Below are 18496 nucleotides of genomic sequence, written 5' to 3' on the forward strand. Positions count from 1 at the left end.
TAAAAAAACGTAACAAAAATAGCTTTATCGCTATTTTCTTGATATTTTGAGCCGTTGCGGCCAATAAACACTGCATTTGAACCTGCGCTCTTCCTCTAAATCGTGCATAGCGATGTCCGTGATGTTGTTTAGCATCAGCAAAGCTGCGCTCTATCGTTTCTTTTCGCCGAGCATAGACTTTTTTACCCCACTGACTTAAACGAATCTCGTTGGCTTTCTCTTTATCTGCTTCCCAGATATGCCGTGTGATGACTTTCTGTGTATTTTTACTCTATGTACACTGTGACAATAACGGACAGATTTTGCAGGTTGTTGCATCAGAATGATAATGACGATAACCTTCCCTGCTGGTAGTTTTATATATTAATGTTTGCCCGTTTGGGCAAGTATAAGTATCGTTTTGACTGTTATAGATAAACTGCTTTTTTCTGATGGGATTCGCACCATGGGTGGGACGACGATAACCCAACACCGGATATATCTGCTCTGCCAGCAGTAAATGGCAAATGGGAGCCGTAAAATAACCCGCATCAAGGCCGACACCAACCGGATTAAAGCCAAACCGCTCTAACTGGCGTTTTAATCGAGCCATGTAAGGCTGGGAATCATGGATATTTCCAGCTGTGACATAGGTATCGGTAATTAAATTATGTTTGCCATCAACCGTTCGGTGATCTAAGTAGAAGAATCCTTTAGGCTTGCCTTCCCGATGCATAAAGCCACTGTCCGGATCTGTTGTACTGACTTTAACCTCCTTGTATTTCTCTACCGTCGATGGCTTTAAGGCTTTTTTCCGTTTAATTCTCTTTCTGCGTTGATGGCTTGATTAAGCGCATCAATATATTGACTGGGCTCAACAATACGCTGCTCATTACCTGCTTTGCCTTTATTGGCATTTGCTTTTAGGTGAGTACTGTCCGTATATAAAACCCGACCACTTATCAACCCTTTGGCAATGGCCTGCTCAACAATATTATCAAAAATCTGTTGATAGATTTCACTGTCATTAAACCGACGGCGACGATTTTGGCTAAGTGTTGAGGCGTCAATCACTTTTTCGGTTAATCCCATTCCCAGAAACCAGCGGTAAGCTAAATTGACCTGAATTTCCTGAACCAGACGACGTTCACTGGGGATACCGAAAAGATATCCCAATAACATGATTTTAAACAGTCTGACCGGATCTTCTGCCGGACGACCGTTATTAGGGCAATAAAGTGGTGCTACCGCTTCTCGAATAAATTCAAAATCAATGACTTTAGCTATTTTACGAACAAGATGATTTTGAGGGACAAGCGCATCTAGCGAGATTTGCTCTATTTTTTCTGGTGTCGCTGGAGTTGGTTTTTTTAGCATAGAAGAACTTCTCTTATAATGGACTCCTCTCTATTAGATCAAAGAACTCGTCAAAAAGCGAGTTCTTTGTCATCAATCTGAATCGCCGATGTTATCATCGGCGATTTTGTTTTTAGTGTGAACTGAACTTACCCGAGTTGCTTACGCACATTACGGAACATTCGCATCCAAGGACTATCTTCGCCCCAGTTATCAGGATGCCATGAATTGGTCACAGCCCTAAATACTCGCTCTGGATGTGGCATCATAATGGTTACACGTCCATCTTTGGATGTTACGGCAGTAATACCATTTGGCGAGCCATTTGGATTGGCAGGGTATTGTTGAGTTACTTTGCCAAAGTGGTCAATATAGCGTACTGCAATTAATCCAGAGGTTTCTAATTTGTGAAGATGACTATCATCGCAGACCTCAACACGCCCTTCCCCGTGTGAAACCGCAATTGGCATATGTGAGCCATTCATATCAGTAAAGAATAATGAAGGGCTAGGTTGAATTTGCACTAAGCTAAAGCGCGCTTCGAAACGCTCGGATAAATTGCGTACAAAACGAGGCCACAAATCAGCGCCCGGAATTAAATCCTTTAAATTCGACATCATCTGACAACCGTTACAAACCCCTAGTGATAGGGTATCTTGACGATGGAAGAATTGCTCAAATTCATCACGTACTTTTTCGTTAAATAAAATTGATTTAGCCCAGCCTTCACCAGCCCCTAAAACATCACCATAAGAAAAACCGCCACAAGCCACCAGTGTATTAAATTGGCTAAGCGTAATGCGACCTGAAAGTAAATCTGTCATATGCACATCGACTGCTTCAAAGCCAGCCCTATCAAATGCAGCAGCCATTTCAACATGAGAATTAACACCTTGCTCACGTAAAATTGCCACTTTCGGTTTGCTCCCTTTGGCTATATAAGGCGCGGCAATATCTTGCATTGGATCAAAGGTAAGCTTCACATTCAAGCCCGGATCGTCTTCATTCTGTTTAGCTTGATGTTCTTGATCTGCACATTCAGGATTATCTCGTAAGCGTTGCATCTGCCATGTCGTTTCTGCCCACCATGTTCTTAAAGTTGAACGTGATTCGCTGTATACCATCGAGGTATTATTACGCACAATGAATTGCTGACCAGCTTTAGCCGATCCTAACTGATGAATAGCATGAGAAAGCCCAAACTGCTTAAAGCAATTCATGACTTCATCTAAATCACTGCCTCGAATTTGAATAACTGCGCCTAGCTCCTCATTAAATAAAGAAGCAATCACATCACGACCAAGGGAATAAATATCAACATCAATACCACAATGCCCAGCAAATGCCATTTCTGCCAAAGTAACCAATAAACCACCATCGGAACGATCATGGTAAGCAAGTAAAGATTTTTTAGCTATTAACGTTTGGATAGCTTGATAAAAAGAAGCTAATTCTTTGGCATCGTGAACATCAGCCGTTCTTTGCCCTAGGTGACGATAAACTTGTGCTAATGCGGTTGCACCTAATGCTTGATGACCTTTTGATAAATCAACAAATAATAATAAATTATCTTCATCTGTATCAAGTTGTGGTGTGACGGTTTTGCGCACATCTTCCACGCGAGCAAATGCAGAAATCACTAACGACAATGGTGAGGTTACCGTTTTCTGCTCACCATCTTGTTGCCATGTGGTTTTCATTGACATGGAATCTTTACCAACTGGAATGGCTAAGCCTAATGCAGGGCATAACTCTTCACCAATAGCTTTAACTGCTTGGTAAAGACCAGCATCTTCGCCTGGATGCCCAGCTGCTGCCATCCAGTTAGCCGAAAGCTTAATACGCTTAATATCACCAATATTGGTCGCCGCAATATTGGTAATTGCCTCACCAACAGCTAAACGTGCTGATGCGGCATAATTAAGTAAGGCTACTGGCGCTCGCTCACCCATTGACATGGCTTCACCATAATAGCTATCAAAGCTTGCTGTTGTAACAGCACAATCGGCCACGGGTACTTGCCAAGGTCCAACCATTTGATCTCGAGCAACCATACCGCTTACAGAACGGTCACCAATCGTAATTAAAAATGTTTTTTCCGCTACAACGGGCAAATGTAGCACACGCTTTACGGCATCATATAAATTAATATCCGATGTGGAAAAACGATCGCCTTCGGCTTGACTAGATTTCACCTCTCGTAACATTTTTGGTGTTTTTCCCAATAAAACATCTAACGGCAAAGCTATCGGGTTATTATTAAAATGTTCGTCATGTAAAATCACAGCTTTATTGACGGTTGCCTCACCAATAACGGCATAAGGTGCTCGTTCACGCTGACAGAGTTCATCAAACAGCGCTAATTTATCGGGATGAATAGCAAGAACATAACGTTCTTGTGATTCATTACACCAAATTTCTAGCGGTGACATGCTGGGTTCATCGCTAAGTATTTTGCGGAGTTCAAATTGCCCCCCACAGCCACCATCACTAACCAGTTCGGGCATCGCATTAGATAAACCACCTGCGCCCACATCATGAATAAATAAGATAGGGTTATCTTCACCAAGTTGCCAACAACGATCGATAACTTCCTGACAACGACGTTCCATTTCTGGGTTATCTCGCTGAACAGAAGCAAAATCAAGATCCGCATCCGACTGACCAGATGTCATTGATGAAGCTGCGCCACCACCAAGCCCAATATTCATAGCTGGGCCACCTAAAACAATCAATTTAGAGCCTGCAGGAAACTCACCTTTTTGAATATGTTCATGGCGAATATTACCAATACCGCCTGCTAGCATAATAGGCTTATGATAACCGCGAAGCTCTTCACCATTATGGCTATTAACCTTTTCTTCATAGGTACGAAAATACCCTAATAGAGCTGGTCGCCCAAATTCATTATTGAAAGCAGCACCGCCAAGCGGACCTTCCATCATAATATCAAGCGCGCTAACAATACGATCAGGCTTACCAAAATCTTGTTCCCAAGGTTGTTCAAAATGAGGAATGCGTAAGTTAGAAACGGAAAATCCGACTAATCCTGCTTTGGGTTTAGCACCTCTTCCCGTTGCTCCTTCATCACGAATTTCGCCACCACTTCCCGTTGCAGCTCCTGGCCAAGGAGATATGGCTGTTGGGTGATTATGCGTTTCAACTTTCATTAAAATATCAGCAAATTCTTGATGATATCGATAAGTTTTATTGTCATTATCAGCAAAAAAACGCCCGACTTTAGATCCGTCCATAACCGCAGCATTATCTTTATAAGCGGATGACACATAATCTGGCGTATGTTCAAAAGTATTCTTTATCATCTTAAACAATGATTTGGGTTGCTTCACACCATCAATAATCCAGTCAGCATTAAAAATCTTATGACGACAATGTTCAGAGTTTGCTTGAGCAAACATATAAAGTTCAATATCCGTTGGATTACGGTTTAATTTTTGGAAATTCTCAACCAAATAATCAATTTCATCAGGGGCTAATGCTAATCCTAATTTAAGATTTGCTTCGTTTAATGCTTGGTGACCTTGTCCTAATAAATCAATTACCGTTACTGGTGCTGGTTTATCGGCTTTAAATAATTTTTCTGCTTGAGCAAAATCCGTAAATACCGTTTCCATCATGCGATCATGAATCAAGCTTTCAAAAGCGACTTGCTGTACTTGAGTAAAAGGGCTACTCATTTCAACATAATACGCAATACCCCGCTCAATTCGATGAACCTGCGTTAACCCACAATTATGCGCGATATCGGTTGCTTTTGATGACCAAGGTGAAATCGTTCCGGCACGAGGCGCCACTAAAAAGAGTTGTCTTTGGGTTTTATGCTCACCATTTACTTGCGTTGATTTAGGGCCATATTGCAATAACTTATCAAGCGTCAACTGGTCATCACTCGTTAAATCTTTAAACAGATCAATAAAATGAATATATTGCGCGTCAATATTAATAACGGGGATGGATTTTTCACGGCAAACAGATAGGATTTTACTTATACGAAATGCAGATAAAGCAGAAGAACCAGCTAAAATTTTCATGCTAATTACTCTTTTTAAGCTAAACATAGGTAAAAATAGAACAACATTATAAAAGAAAGTGAACGGCGTGGCTATTTAAAACATTGATTTTACCAAAAAGATTCAGACAAATAGATGGTTAAGTATAAAAAGAGGAGTTACTGGTGTATCTCAAGTCTAAATAAGCACAACAACTTTAGGATGTAATAAAATGGTTAGCCATTCTGCAATTACTTTCCTTGCTCGCTATAAGTTGTTAATTTGAAGTTGATGTAATACATTATCTCCACTGTTAAAATGGTATAGTATCCTGAATATTTTTTACAAAAAGTTTCTTTTAATTTTGACTAAACAATCAGAATCCCATTTGCTGGGCTTTTATATACCTCATAAGTAGAAAAACCAATTGCTACCGCTAAACAATCAATCCTAGATTGTCGTACATATTATTTGATAGTATCTGAAACAACAAAAGTTCTATCTATTTAAAAATCAAAAGAAAAACCTGATCCAGATCACAAAATAAACTTTTTTAAATTGCAAAAAAAATCTTAATTTGTAACATGTTACCAGTAACAAAATAGGTGGAAGAGTTTACTATGACAACACAAGATAAACCAATTTTTGTATTAATGGGTGTGTCAGGTTGTGGTAAATCAGCGGTTGCCAAGCAAGTAGCTTATAACCTTGATGCGTCTTTTTTAGATGGCGATTTTTTGCACCCTAAAGCCAATATTTTAAAAATGCGGAATGGCACACCATTAAACGATGAAGATCGAATGCCTTGGCTTAACCTAATTAGCAATGTCGCATTTGCAATGTGCAATGTTAATGGTGTTTCAATTATTATCTGCTCAGCGTTAAAACGAAAATACCGAGATATTATTCGTGGTGAAAATAAAAACATTCACTTTATTTATCTAAAAGGAAGCTATGACGTCATTGCTAAGCGATTAGCTAAACGTAAAGGCCATTACCAAAAAAGCGAAATGCTACAATCACAATTTGACACGCTAGAAGAGCCAACGATTCATGAAAAAAATGTCTATACGGTTAACATTGAGCAACCATTAACTGATGTTGTCAATGATACAGAGCAAGTCATACGTTCAATATGTAACTGTGAATAATATAAATAAAATTGAAAAGATAACAATGATAATTTAAGAGGTTAATGTGAATCGCATCATTCAAGCTGTAACTCAACGTATTATTGAGCGTTCTAAAGCGACTCGCCAAGCTTATTTACAAAAAATAGAACACGCGATGAGTAAAAAAGTCACCCGCTCTAGTTTGCCATGCAGTAATTTAGCCCATGGTTTTGCGGCTTGTTGTATTAATGATAAAAACGATCTAAAAAACATCTTAAAAAGTAATATTGGCATTATTAATTCCTACAATGATATGCTTTCAGCGCACAAGCCTTACGAATGCTATCCTGAACAAATCCGCAAAGCACTTCACGAAGTTGGCGCTGTTGGCCAAATGGCTGGTGGTGTGCCGGCTATGTGCGACGGGGTAACTCAAGGCGAACCTGGAATGGAATTATCATTAATGAGTCGTGATGTCATAGCCATGTCGGTAGCAATTGGGCTTTCACATAATATGTTTGATGGCGCACTATACCTTGGCATTTGCGATAAAATCGTGCCTGGCTTATTGGTTGGTGCATTAACTTTTGGGCATTTACCTGCCATTTTTGTTCCTGCAGGACCAATGCCATCAGGACTATCAAATAAAGAAAAAGTGCGTATCCGCCAACTTTATTCGGAAGGTAAAGCTTCGCGTGAAGATTTGCTTGAGTCTGAATCAGCCTCTTACCATACTAGTGGCACTTGCACCTTTTATGGTACAGCCAATAGCAACCAAATGGTAATGGAATTAATGGGGTTACATTTACCAGGCGCGGCATTTGTTCATCCTGAAACAGCATTGCGTTTTGAGTTAACCAATGCTGCTGCTAAACAGATCACTCGCCTAACGAACCAATCGGGTAATTATATGCCCGTTGGTAAAATGGTTGACGAAAAAGTGATTATTAATGGTTTAGTGGCATTACTTGCCACTGGGGGATCAACCAATTTAACTATGCACATTGTAGCCATGGCTAAAGCTGCGGGAATTATCATTAACTGGGATGATATTTCAGATCTATCCACCGTAGTCCCCTTAATTTGTCGAATTTACCCAAATGGACCTGCTGATATCAACTATTTTCAAGCTGCTGGAGGCACATCTTTATTGGTTAGAGAATTATTGGCAGGAGGTTTATTACACGAAAATGTACAAACCGTGGTAGGGCATGGACTTAGCCGTTATACCCAAGAGCCTATTTTAGAAAATGGTAAACTCATTTTTCGCAACGGCCCAACAAAATCATTAGATGATAGCGTGATTGCCTCAATCCAAAAACCGTTTAATTCACATGGCGGATTAAAAGTGATGTCTGGCAATCTTGGCCGTGCAATAATGAAAACATCAGCAGTTGCGCCTGAACATCAAATTATTGAAGCACCTGCGGTCATTTTTAATAGCCAATATGATTTAGATGCTGAATATAAGGCCGGTAAGTTAGATAAAGACTGTGTGGTTGTTGTACGTTATCAAGGACCCAAAGCTATTGGTATGCCAGAATTGCACAAATTGATAACACCGCTAGGTGTGCTACAAGATAAAGGTTACAAAGTTGCATTATTAACTGACGGTCGATTATCGGGCGCATCAGGAAAAGTTCCAGCAGCGATCCATGTTACCCCTGAAGCTTATGATGGCGGTTTACTTAGTAAAGTACAAAATGGCGACATGATCCGTGTAAATGGGCAAACAGGTGAAATAACTCTATTAGTTGACGAAGCTGAATTAGCTAAACGTACACCTTATCCTTTCGAATTAACCGATTCGCATCTTGGTTATGGAAGAGAACTATTTACCATTATCAGAGAAAATTTAACTACCGCAGAAGAAGGTGCGGTTAGCTTTTAATATGCTTAATCTGCCACATACAGTGGCAGAAATCTTAAGAAAATAGACTAAAAATTAGGTATTAGCTGAAACTTCTTTATAAATAAATTTATCGGTATAAATAAATTATTTCTTAATAAAATTATCTACCAATAAATTTACCACGTCCCCCATTTTTCCATGTAATGAGGCTTTGACACCATAAAGTGCCATTCCCATTACTTGCGATGCGTGGATTTCAGGGGGCATAACAAGTTCATTAGCACTGGTTTTAACATCTAATAACGCTGGACCAGAGTGAGCTAAAAATGATTGCACAGCAGACTCAAGTAAATCAGAATCATCCACCCTGATAGAAAAAAGGCCAATTGAATCAGCAAGTTTTGCAAAATCAGGATTTTGTAAGTCAGTATAGTGATCAACTAACCCTTCCGATTTTTGCTCTAATTCAACAAAGTTAAGCGAGCTATTATTTAGTACAATAATTTTTATAGGTAACTGTTCTTGAATTGTGGTTAATAAATCGCCCAGCAACATACTTATACCGCCATCGCCTGACAAGGAGAGCACTTGCCGATTTGGAAATGCTTTTTGTACCCCTAAAGCTTGTGGCATCGCATTAGCCATTGTGCCATGTTTTAAACTGATTACGGTGCGTCTTTTGCCATTGGTATTAAAATGGCGACAAGCCCAAACCATTGCCGAACCGACATCAGCACAAAGTACAGCATCATCAGTTGCATATTTATCAATAAGTTCAGTTAAATATTGAGGATGAATGGTTGAGCGAGAAGGAATCGTTTTTTTATTCAATTTTTTCATTGATTTGGTGTACAATTTTTGGCATAACCCTAAAAACTCATCATCTTGTTTCTCATCAACTAAAGGTAGCAGTGTTGCCAAAGTCGGTTTACAACTCCCAACTACACCGATATCAACAGGATGCCGCCGTCCAAGGTGAGTTGCATCAATATCAACTTGAATAATAGCAGCCTTATCTGGGTAGAATTGTGACCATGCAAAATCAGCACCTAACATTAAAAGTACATCACACTCTTTTATTGCGGTGGTTCCTGACTCAACGCCAAACATTCCTGTCATGCCAACATTGTAAGGGTTATCATATTCAACAAAATCTTTAGCTCTCGAAGTATGTACAATAGGCGATTTTAATTTATGAGCTAAAGCAATGAGCTCATCATGAGCTTCATAGACACCTTGACCTGCAAAAATAGTCACTTTATTATTTTTATTTAGCATACTGGCAATTTTGCTAAGTTCTTGATCTGATGGACGAATAATAGGGTGAGGATGATAAATTTTACGGTGGCTATTATCCTCCACTTTCTCTAAACTCACATTATACGGAATAACTAAAACGGCTACTCCTCGTTGGTTAATTGCTGTTTGAATGGCTGCTGTAGTGATTTCTCTTACTTGAGTAGGATCATTGATTTGCCGGCAAAATACAGAACAATTTTTATATAACGTTTCAAAATCAACTTCTTGTGGGAAATCTGTTCCTTGCTGTGAAGTAACAAGCTGGCTTGCTAACAAAATAACAGGAACTCGATTGCGTTGTGCTTCATAAATACCATTAATAAAATGCAAACTGCCTGGCCCACAAGAGCCAGCACAAGCAGTGATTTGATCGGTCAAATAAGCTTCAGCTCCTGCAGCAAAAGCACCAACTTCTTCATGACGAACATGCACCCACTGAATATCACTTCTTTTAATGGCTGAGGTGATGTGATTTAACGTATCACCCACAATACCATAGCAATGTTTAACACCCGCCTCAGCTAAAATATCAACTATAATTTGTGCTACTGTTTTTTTTGATGACATACTCTCTCCTCAAAAGTTCGCTCAATGACTTACCTCATCCGTATAAATTACACCCACTTTGAAATAACGCGAATAGCCTTTAAAATAAACAGCAAGAAATGCTAAAAACAAGCAATGAACAGAACGCTTATCTGCTTATTGCATAACAAACTTTGTGTGAAGATATTCCCTATTGCAATAAACCAAGGTATTATGTCGAAAATCTTCTCGAAACAATAGAGTGATATTCCGTGGAACAATCGCCATCTGGACATAATTTAATGTCATCGATTACAGCCTTTTTACCGAGCTCTTTTTCCCAATATTCGCCACTGATTACTGTCTGCTTATTATTGTTTATTGCAATTATGCTATTCTCATTGAGCAAATTAAGAATGGACATTATTGCATTACTGACAATTACAGCCATTACCATCACTGGCGTACTCACGCCATCAGAAGCATTAGCAGGCTTTAGTGATCCCAACATAATCCTAATTGCATTATTATTTATAATTGGAGAAAGCCTTGTAAGAACAGGTATCTCATACAAAATGAGCGAGTATATTCTTAAAATAGCAGGCAAAAACGATATCCGTATTATTATCTATATCATGTTAGGCGTTGCCTTGCTCGGCTCAGTAATGAGCTCAACAGGCGTTGTTGCTATTTTCATCCCTGTTGCTATCAGCATTGCTAATCACACTGGCATTCATGTAAAAAAATTAATGATGCCACTTTGTATTGCTGCTTTAATTAGTGGCATGATGACTTTAGTGGCCACAGCCCCCAACCTAGTTGTCAACAGTGAACTGAGCCACTTTAAACTAACTGAATTTGGTTTTTTTTCAATTACACCAATTGGTTTAGGTGTTTTAGCAGTTGGGATCATTTACTGTGTATTAACTCGAAATTGGTTACTCTCAGCGGAACAAGCCTCCCCCACCAATACCCAGCCACAAAGGCGAAAAATAACCGATTTAATTCGAGACTATAAATTAATTGGCCGTGCACACCGAGCACAAATACTCGCTGGCTCACCTTTTGTGGGGCGCACTATCGATGGTTTACATCTACGTAGTGAACACGGCGTAAATGTGATTGGTATTGAGCGCTGGCGAAAATTCCAAAAAGTACTAATCCCCGTTAATGGCTCAACTGAATTTCGTGAAAATGACATTCTATTACTTGACATGTCGCATTCTGAAGCCGACTACCGCACTTTTTTAACCACCAATAACCTTGAACCGAAAATATTACGTGGCGAATATTTTTCAGAACAAGTTAAAGAAGTCGGCATGGCCGAAGTTGCACTATTACCAGAATCAACATTATGTGGTAAAACACTCAATGAAATTAATTTTAGGGGAAAATATTTCTTAACTGTCATTGGCATCTGGCGCAATCATGCCCCTGTTGAAACCAACAACTTATTCCAAGAGCGCCTAGAAATGAGCGATACATTATTAGTGTGTGGTGACTGGGGATCGATCCAAAAACTACAAACACGAACAAGCGATTTTGTTGTATTAGATTACCCATCAGATATTGATGATGTCGCACCAGCAAGTTCACAGGCATATGCAGCATTAATTAATTTAGCCATAATGATTCTATTCATGGTTACAGGTATTGTACCAAATGTCGTAGCTGCACTCATTGCCTGCTTATTAATGGGTGCAACACGGTGCATTGACATGGCCAGCGCTTACCGATCAATCCACTGGCCAACATTAATTTTAATCATTGGTATGATGCCCTTTGCACTAGCTCTCAATAAAACAGGAGGGATATCACTTATATCCGCATGGCTCGAAATCCACCTGCGCCATTTTGGTCCCTATATGGTACTAACATTTATTTTTTTATTATGCTCAACAATTGGCTTATTTATATCCAATACCGCAACAGCCATTTTAATTGCACCAATTGCTATTGATTTAGCATTAAAATTTGGCTATTCGCCGTACCCATTTGCTATGACGGTAGCCATTGCCACATCAGCGTCATTTATTACGCCAGTGTCTTCACCAATTAAAACCATGGTAGTAGCACCTGGTGGCTATAGCTTTGGAGATTTTGTCAAAATTGGCGTGCCATTAACGTTTTTGGTGATGGCAGTTGATATTGCACTAGTGCCAATATTCTTGCCATTTTAAAACTAAATAATTGTTTATTAATTTGTTTATAACAAAATTATTCCCAATAAAATAGCATCGCTAAACATCCTTGTTTGGCGTGCTAACCTCATACCGTCGGTAGCACATTCTGACACCGTATAAGCACGGTATTAGCCTTTAGGGGAAAAAACGGTTATTTTTTCATAAAAAAATCAAAATAAAAACTTCAATAAAATCAATGGTTTTTCTGAATGATTTTTAAGCGCCAAATATCCCCATTTTTAACTACCACCAACGGAGCAAGCTTAACACGCCCGAAAGCACACAAATAAATATCACTCCTTGCTGATTAAAGATTCTTGCTAAAATTTGGGGTATAATTCCTATTATCTTTTAATCATGGATATAATATTAATGCCACATATAACTAAACCATTAAATATTATTTTTGCTGGCACGCCTGGTTTTGCCGCGACCCATCTAAAGGCGCTAATTGAGTCTCTTCATAATGTGATTGCTGTTTTTACTCAACCCGATCGACCTGCTGGTCGTGGTAATAAGTTAACAGCAAGTCCTGTTAAGCAATTGGCTGTTGAGCATGATATTGCAGTTTATCAACCAGTAACGCTTAAAAATGAAGAAAATCAAAAAATTATTGAAAAATTAAATGCTGATATTATGATTGTTGTTGCTTACGGGCTGATTTTACCACAATCTGTACTTGATATACCTAAATTAGGCTGTTTGAATGTGCATGGTTCATTACTTCCACGTTGGCGTGGTGCAGCACCTATTCAACGTGCTTGCTGGGCTGGCGATCAAGTTACAGGTGTTACTATCATGCAGATGGACGCAGGGCTTGATACGGGTGATATGTTATATAAACTTTCTTGCCCAATTGAGCATACCGACACCAGCGCATCACTGTATGAAAAACTAGCCCAATTAGGACCACAAGCGCTACTTGATACATTAGCCTTAATCGGCGAAGGAAGAATCCAACCAGAAAGGCAAGATTCATCACAAGCAACCTATGCCGAAAAACTTTCAAAAAAGGAGGCAAAACTTGATTGGAGTTTACCTGCTAAGCAACTTGAGCGTTGTATTCGCGCTTTTAACCCATGGCCAGTTAGCTATTTTGACATTAATGGTGAGCCGATTAAGGTATGGCAAGCCGCTGTTGTTGAAATTGACACAGAACAACCCGCAGGCACTATTTTAAAAGCAGATAAAAATGGTATTTGTATTGCAACTAGCCAAAATGCATTGAATATAACACTTCTACAACCCGCAGGTAAAAAGCCGATGTCAGCGCAAGATTTATTAAATTCTCGTAAAACATGGTTTGTTGTTGGTGAACAACTAAGTATGGGTTAACAATACATAGGCTCACAATCTAAGCGCTAATATTACAGGATTTCATCCTGTAATATTTATCGTTTTCTCGCCAAAAGTGTAGCAAACCTTAATTTTATTCGGTTACCATGAATATCTGTTTTATGCAATTGGCCAATATCTTCATTATATTTTATGATCTCCCAATCTTGATAATAATTTAATAATTCTTGTTTTTTAAATGTGAATGAAAATCCGATAGAACATGGGTAATCATCCGTTGACATTGCGCAAACAATTAAATTATAACCGCCATATTGGGTAACTTGTTGCATATTATGAATAATATCTGGGATTTTATCGGGTTGTAAAAACATCATCACAACAGTTGAGATAATTAGATCATATTCACCTTTTAAGTTTGCTTGGTTAATATCATAAATCGTAGCATTTATACGTGGCAAATTTTCGTTTGTAATAATTTGTTGTAGATTCTCAATACTTGATTGAGATTTATCTACCGCCTCTACATCAAAGCCTAACCGCTGAAGATAAAGCGAATTACGACCAGATCCACAGCCAAGATCTAACACCCGCCCCCTAGGAATAAATTGACACGCTGACACGACTTCAGAATGGGTCTTAGTCATTTGGTACTTTTTATGCGTGTAATCCTCGGGTTGACAATAAAAAGCGAGTTGGCATTGTAGGTCATTTGACACCTTGGCAATACGGTGCCACTGCTGAGGCAATACAAATGGTGGTTGATGCTCAATATCATAGTGATGTCGACTTATGACCTCTCCTTGCTCAGTTAGCATTTCAAAATCCAAACTACCAGCAATAATATGTAATTTTGCCCAAGTGCCCGCTTGGGTATTGTGCTTTTCGCTAAATGATGGCGGTAAGTTTTGCGCATCCCAAATTGGCAACATTTTATAATTAACTAAGTTTTTCAAATTGCATCATCCTTAAAACAAATTAATAGTTAGCTATTATAGTCAATGGCTAAGCACATAAACAACTCACAGTAACACAAGATAAAATAACAACAAGTTGCGAAACATAAATTTATTGTGGCGCAATTGCCGTTATCAACATATAATCGTCACTATCCTAATCTATTAAAGTAGAAACATTAGAGGAATAATTTATGGGATTTTTAGCAGGTAAGCGCATACTGGTTACTGGTGTTGCAAGTAATCGTTCTATTGCTTATGGTATTGCACAAGCGATGCATCGTGAAGGAGCTGAATTAGCTTTTACTTATCAAAATGATAAATTAAAAACACGTGTTGAAGAATTCGCTGCTGATTTTGGTTCTAAAATCGTTTTACCTTGCGATGTCGCTCACGATGATAGCATCACTGAACTATTTGCAGAACTTGCAAAAACTTGGGATAAATTTGACGGATTTGTCCATGCTATTGCTTTTGCACCTGGCGATCAATTAGATGGCGATTATGTTAACGCAGTAACTCGTGAAGGGTTTGCTATTGCACATGACATCAGCTCTTATAGTTTTGTTGCGATGGCAAAAGCATGCCGATCGATGTTAAATCCAAATTCAGCTTTAGTAACTCTTTCTTATCTAGGTGCTGAACGTGCGATTCCTAACTATAACGTAATGGGCCTTGCTAAGGCATCATTAGAAGCCAATGTTCGTTATATGGCAAATGCCATGGGACCAGAAGGTGTGCGTGTTAATGCCATTTCAGCAGGACCAATTCGTACGCTTGCAGCATCTGGCATTAAAGACTTCAAGAAAATGTTATCTCATTGCGAATCAGTCACGCCAATTCGCCGCACAGTTACTACCGAAGATGTGGGCAATTCGGCTGCGTTTTTATGCTCAAATCTAGCATCTGGCATTACTGGCGAAGTCATCCATGTTGATGGTGGGTTTAGTATTGCTGCAATGAATGAGTTAGAACTTAAATAATTTAACATCAAATATTCTCCTACAATTGTGGGAGAATATTATTAATCATGAAAAAACAACTAGGTTACCAGCATAAAAAATAGATTATCAACTAAAATATGGCTCCTTATATCACTAATCATTTTTTATGTATGCGCTAAAAGCTAAAATAAGTAATTATACACTTCTCTCTGTTAAGCTTTGTTTTCAACCCTCTATAAAAGCAAGATCTTCTGCTACTGAATAATTACCACTTTGTTAATTAGTTAAATAAATCCATTATTATGTACTGAGTGTTAGCTGAGAATTAGGCAGCCTTGTTCTTGATGCTCTTTATACCTTAGCATTGTGAAAAAAGTTATCAGAACCTAACAGACGAAAACCGCTAACAAGCTGATAGATCTAAATGGCCACACTAATTTTTACTGGCACTCGCTTAGCAAATTAAGTGTCAAAGAATATATAACAACACATTAATTTATATTAACATAATAAAGCGCTAATTTTAATTAGCGCTCCAACACGGACTAGTGTCAAAATATAGGTTGATTTGCGATAAATGCATAAAAATACACATTTACAAAATAACAACTCAACTTGACATTCTCTTAAGTAGATTCAATTTATTATAGGTATTAATCATTACCCAATAATAGTTTTAATCAACGAATTTAACCAATAATACTTTGCAATTACTGGCAAACTAAAAAATCTGGGCATCTATAACCATCCTCACAATCAGTATCAATTAAACCAGTGCCTGCATCAACATCAAAATGATGAAAGATAGGGGCTTTTTTAAAATAGTTTAACCAAATCCAATATCTATCAATATCGATCATTTTCTCTATTAGACCAATTAGAATCTGGATAAGCCTGATGAAGTGTATATCCCCATTCACTAAATACAATACCATTACCACTCTAAATAATCGATTGATTCATTGATTATCCCCTGCACGCAACCAGATGATTATATTGCATATCGTAAGCATTTACATTTCCGGCTCGAGCATCACCAACAAACATACTAGCGTTAGTAGCATGAATATTCGATGACCAATAATATGCCTTACCATCTTTAGCATGTATAAAGCTTCCCCATTGAGAATCAGGATAACTGATTTTATCAGTATACCCCCATTCTGCAAACACTCCCCCCCCTATTGCTCTAGTAAATGTATTTGAGATAAATCGCCAATCAGTATTTAAAGCAATATTATTTTGTGGGGAATTAGTAAACATTGACAAAGAAGGAATATTTTGTACTCCACCACATCGTTTCTTTGCTGCTTCCCAACTCATATAATCATCCGCTTGAGGAAGCAACCAAACAGATGTTGGGTTAAAAGTATAATCATGATAAACAGTTGAATCTCTTTTCAGGGTTACGCGTATAGTAATATTTCCTGTTGGCTTATTTTTTAATAAAACCATTCCATTATCGTCAATCAAAACCCTTTCGCCAGAATTATTAAGTATTTGATAGCGATAATCGCTCTGTGAACCCGTCATCACTAATTGGAATTTAGCGCCAGGAAAGCCTGTAGTTGGGAATGTTTTTGGCGAAATTGTAGGTTTAGCTTTAAAACCATAATCTGGTACATAATCACTGGTAAAACCACCGCCATGAATAGAATGACGCTTTGTACGATTCTTATCATTCCACTCTTCTGAGCTACCATCACTATTATAACTAAGCCATTGCTCTTTAGGATGGCCAATAATGCCATTCGGTTTTGCATAGCAAATTTGTGTTCTAGCCGCTATTTGATACGTTTTGGCTAATGTAACAGATTTACTTTCTTTTGGGATCCCATACTCCGAATAGGCTTTTAGTTTTGTTTCAATTATCAATTTTAATGGCATTGAAAAACCACTGCCACAACCTATAATCTTTTTCTTATCATCACCAGTTATGCGTCTTCCGGTATTGTCATACCACCAATAGTAAGTCGATTCCACCTTAAACGGTTGGCTCGTATCAGCATTATCACCATCGATATCGCGATAATTCTTTACCCTATCTAAGTTGGTTGGCGTATAAGTTGCCACTTTAAAATCATTTAGCGTTAAATTACCATCAAATTCTTTCACTTCACCAGATTTTAGCGTGCCATTTTCCTCACTATAAAAAACACCGTTGACAGTAAAACCATGTTTATCTGCACTCGATAACGCCACCACTTGCGGTGCATTCCCAACAATAACCTGACTTGAAGTCGCTGTTAGTATTGCATTAGCTGAGCTAACGTGTATCCATTGTGATAATAAGATTAAACTCATGACTTGAGTAGGTTTTGGTTTTAAGTAAGCTGTCAGTGCCGTTATTTTGGTAGCAAAGTGAGATTTGCAATGGAAGTGTTTAAAACAAAAAGGTAACGCTAAAGATAAAACGTTTTGCTGTAATATTACATTTGAAATAAAACGATTAACAAAATGCCCGTTGCCCGTTGCCCGTTGCCCGTTGCCCGTTGCCCGTTGCCCGTTGCCCGTTGCCCGTTGCCCGTTGCCCGTTGCCCGTTGCCCGTTGCCTGTTTAAGTCCACATTTTATCATGATTTTATTATTCCTCATACTTATTTTTATTAGTTTGTTGTTATAAAATAAACAGTTAATATTATTTTCAATACTTTTAGCTTGAAATAGTATATAACTATGCTACCCTATTTTAAAATAAAAGCTTCATTTTTCATCTACTTTTTTGTAAAGTTTTGTTAAGAGTCTAGATGTTGACTTTTCAATTTAACAATTTAGACATAAATTATCAGTGTGATAAAAGTATTTCATATTGTTAAATTCAACAGGCAAAAGCATTGTTTTTATTTCTTACTAAATATGAATAAATCAAAATTGATCGATACTATAAAATAGCAATCAATTTATTGATTAAAATAAAAACCATCCGTATTAGGATGGTTTGATTAATGTTTATAATAAAAAATAATATTTTACTTTTAAATATTT

The 18496-nt window shown here is 38.1% G+C and carries 11 protein-coding genes and 1 pseudogene; 5 read left to right on the plus strand and 7 right to left on the minus strand.

The window, feature by feature from the left end:
* Nucleotides 1-1356: pseudogene (locus A9G41_RS13425) on the minus strand (IS1182 family transposase); the annotation flags it as partial.
* Between the two features lie 128 nt (nucleotides 1357-1484).
* A complete protein-coding gene (gene purL / locus A9G41_RS04230) occupies nucleotides 1485-5387 on the minus strand; it encodes a phosphoribosylformylglycinamidine synthase (protein ID WP_075539356.1) in 3903 nt (1300 codons plus the stop codon).
* A gap of 578 nt (nucleotides 5388-5965) precedes the next feature.
* Between purL and A9G41_RS04235 the strand changes: the two genes are divergently transcribed.
* Entirely contained in the window at nucleotides 5966-6496 is a 531-nt protein-coding gene (locus A9G41_RS04235; protein ID WP_075539357.1) for a gluconokinase, GntK/IdnK-type, read from the plus strand.
* Nucleotides 6497-6542: 46 nt separating this feature from the next.
* Nucleotides 6543-8348 carry a phosphogluconate dehydratase gene (gene edd / locus A9G41_RS04240; RefSeq protein ID WP_075539358.1) on the plus strand — a complete coding sequence of 602 codons (1806 nt, stop codon included), beginning with the start codon at nucleotides 6543-6545 and terminating at the stop codon, nucleotides 8346-8348.
* Between the two features lie 105 nt (nucleotides 8349-8453).
* On the opposite strand, the gene A9G41_RS04245 is transcribed toward edd, so the two are convergent.
* Nucleotides 8454-10175, minus strand: a complete 1722-nt coding sequence (locus A9G41_RS04245; RefSeq protein WP_065652595.1) for a thiamine pyrophosphate-dependent enzyme — start codon at nucleotides 10173-10175, stop codon at nucleotides 8454-8456.
* Between the two features lie 260 nt (nucleotides 10176-10435).
* Between A9G41_RS04245 and A9G41_RS04250 the strand changes: the two genes are divergently transcribed.
* Nucleotides 10436-12313, plus strand: a complete 1878-nt coding sequence (locus A9G41_RS04250; RefSeq protein ID WP_082259615.1) for an SLC13 family permease — start codon at nucleotides 10436-10438, stop codon at nucleotides 12311-12313.
* Nucleotides 12314-12697: 384 nt separating this feature from the next.
* Nucleotides 12698-13651, plus strand: coding sequence for a methionyl-tRNA formyltransferase (gene fmt / locus A9G41_RS04255; RefSeq protein ID WP_075539361.1), 954 nt, complete (start codon nucleotides 12698-12700; stop codon nucleotides 13649-13651).
* A 56-nt stretch (nucleotides 13652-13707) separates the two neighbouring features.
* Here the strand turns inward: fmt and tehB are convergent, their stop codons facing one another.
* Nucleotides 13708-14568, minus strand: coding sequence for an SAM-dependent methyltransferase TehB (gene tehB / locus A9G41_RS04260; protein ID WP_065567143.1), 861 nt, complete (start codon nucleotides 14566-14568; stop codon nucleotides 13708-13710).
* Nucleotides 14569-14762: 194 nt separating this feature from the next.
* On the opposite strand from tehB, the gene fabI reads away from it, so the two are divergent.
* A complete protein-coding gene (fabI, locus tag A9G41_RS04265) occupies nucleotides 14763-15551 on the plus strand; it encodes an enoyl-ACP reductase FabI (RefSeq protein ID WP_065567144.1) in 789 nt (262 codons plus the stop codon).
* A 671-nt stretch (nucleotides 15552-16222) separates the two neighbouring features.
* Here the strand turns inward: fabI and A9G41_RS14205 are convergent.
* From A9G41_RS14205 to A9G41_RS14210, 3 genes are all read right to left on the minus strand, one after another.
* Nucleotides 16223-16372, minus strand: a complete 150-nt coding sequence (locus tag A9G41_RS14205) for a hypothetical protein (RefSeq protein ID WP_176700497.1) — start codon at nucleotides 16370-16372, stop codon at nucleotides 16223-16225.
* A 106-nt stretch (nucleotides 16373-16478) separates the two neighbouring features.
* The gene (locus A9G41_RS04270; protein WP_075539359.1) at nucleotides 16479-17816 is read right to left on the minus strand and encodes a hypothetical protein; all 1338 of its coding nucleotides are present in this window, start codon (nucleotides 17814-17816) and stop codon (nucleotides 16479-16481) included.
* A gap of 125 nt (nucleotides 17817-17941) precedes the next feature.
* Complete coding sequence (locus A9G41_RS14210) at nucleotides 17942-18088, minus strand: hypothetical protein (protein WP_179854677.1); 147 nt, start codon at nucleotides 18086-18088, stop codon at nucleotides 17942-17944.
* Between the last annotated feature and the right edge of the window lie 408 nt (nucleotides 18089-18496).

Source organism: Gilliamella sp. Nev5-1 (assembly GCF_001690895.1).
Taxonomy (GTDB): Bacteria; Pseudomonadota; Gammaproteobacteria; order Enterobacterales; family Orbaceae; genus Gilliamella; species Gilliamella apicola_C.

What these genes read in the sequence shown, in the direction of transcription:
- purL (WP_075539356.1), bottom strand. Translation starts at nt 5,387, where the DNA reads ATGAAAATTTTAGCTGGTTCTTCTGCTTTATCTGCATTTCGTATAAGT.
- fabI (WP_065567144.1), top strand. Translation starts at nt 14,763, where the DNA reads ATGGGATTTTTAGCAGGTAAGCGCATACTGGTTACTGGTGTTGCAAGT.
- A9G41_RS04250 (WP_082259615.1), top strand. Translation starts at nt 10,436, where the DNA reads ATGTCATCGATTACAGCCTTTTTACCGAGCTCTTTTTCCCAATATTCG.
- A9G41_RS04245 (WP_065652595.1), bottom strand. Translation starts at nt 10,175, where the DNA reads ATGTCATCAAAAAAAACAGTAGCACAAATTATAGTTGATATTTTAGCT.
- A9G41_RS04270 (WP_075539359.1), bottom strand. Translation starts at nt 17,816, where the DNA reads ATGAGTTTAATCTTATTATCACAATGGATACACGTTAGCTCAGCTAAT.
- A9G41_RS14205 (WP_176700497.1), bottom strand. Translation starts at nt 16,372, where the DNA reads ATGATCGATATTGATAGATATTGGATTTGGTTAAACTATTTTAAAAAA.
- A9G41_RS14210 (WP_179854677.1), bottom strand. Translation starts at nt 18,088, where the DNA reads ATGATAAAATGTGGACTTAAACAGGCAACGGGCAACGGGCAACGGGCA.
- A9G41_RS04235 (WP_075539357.1), top strand. Translation starts at nt 5,966, where the DNA reads ATGACAACACAAGATAAACCAATTTTTGTATTAATGGGTGTGTCAGGT.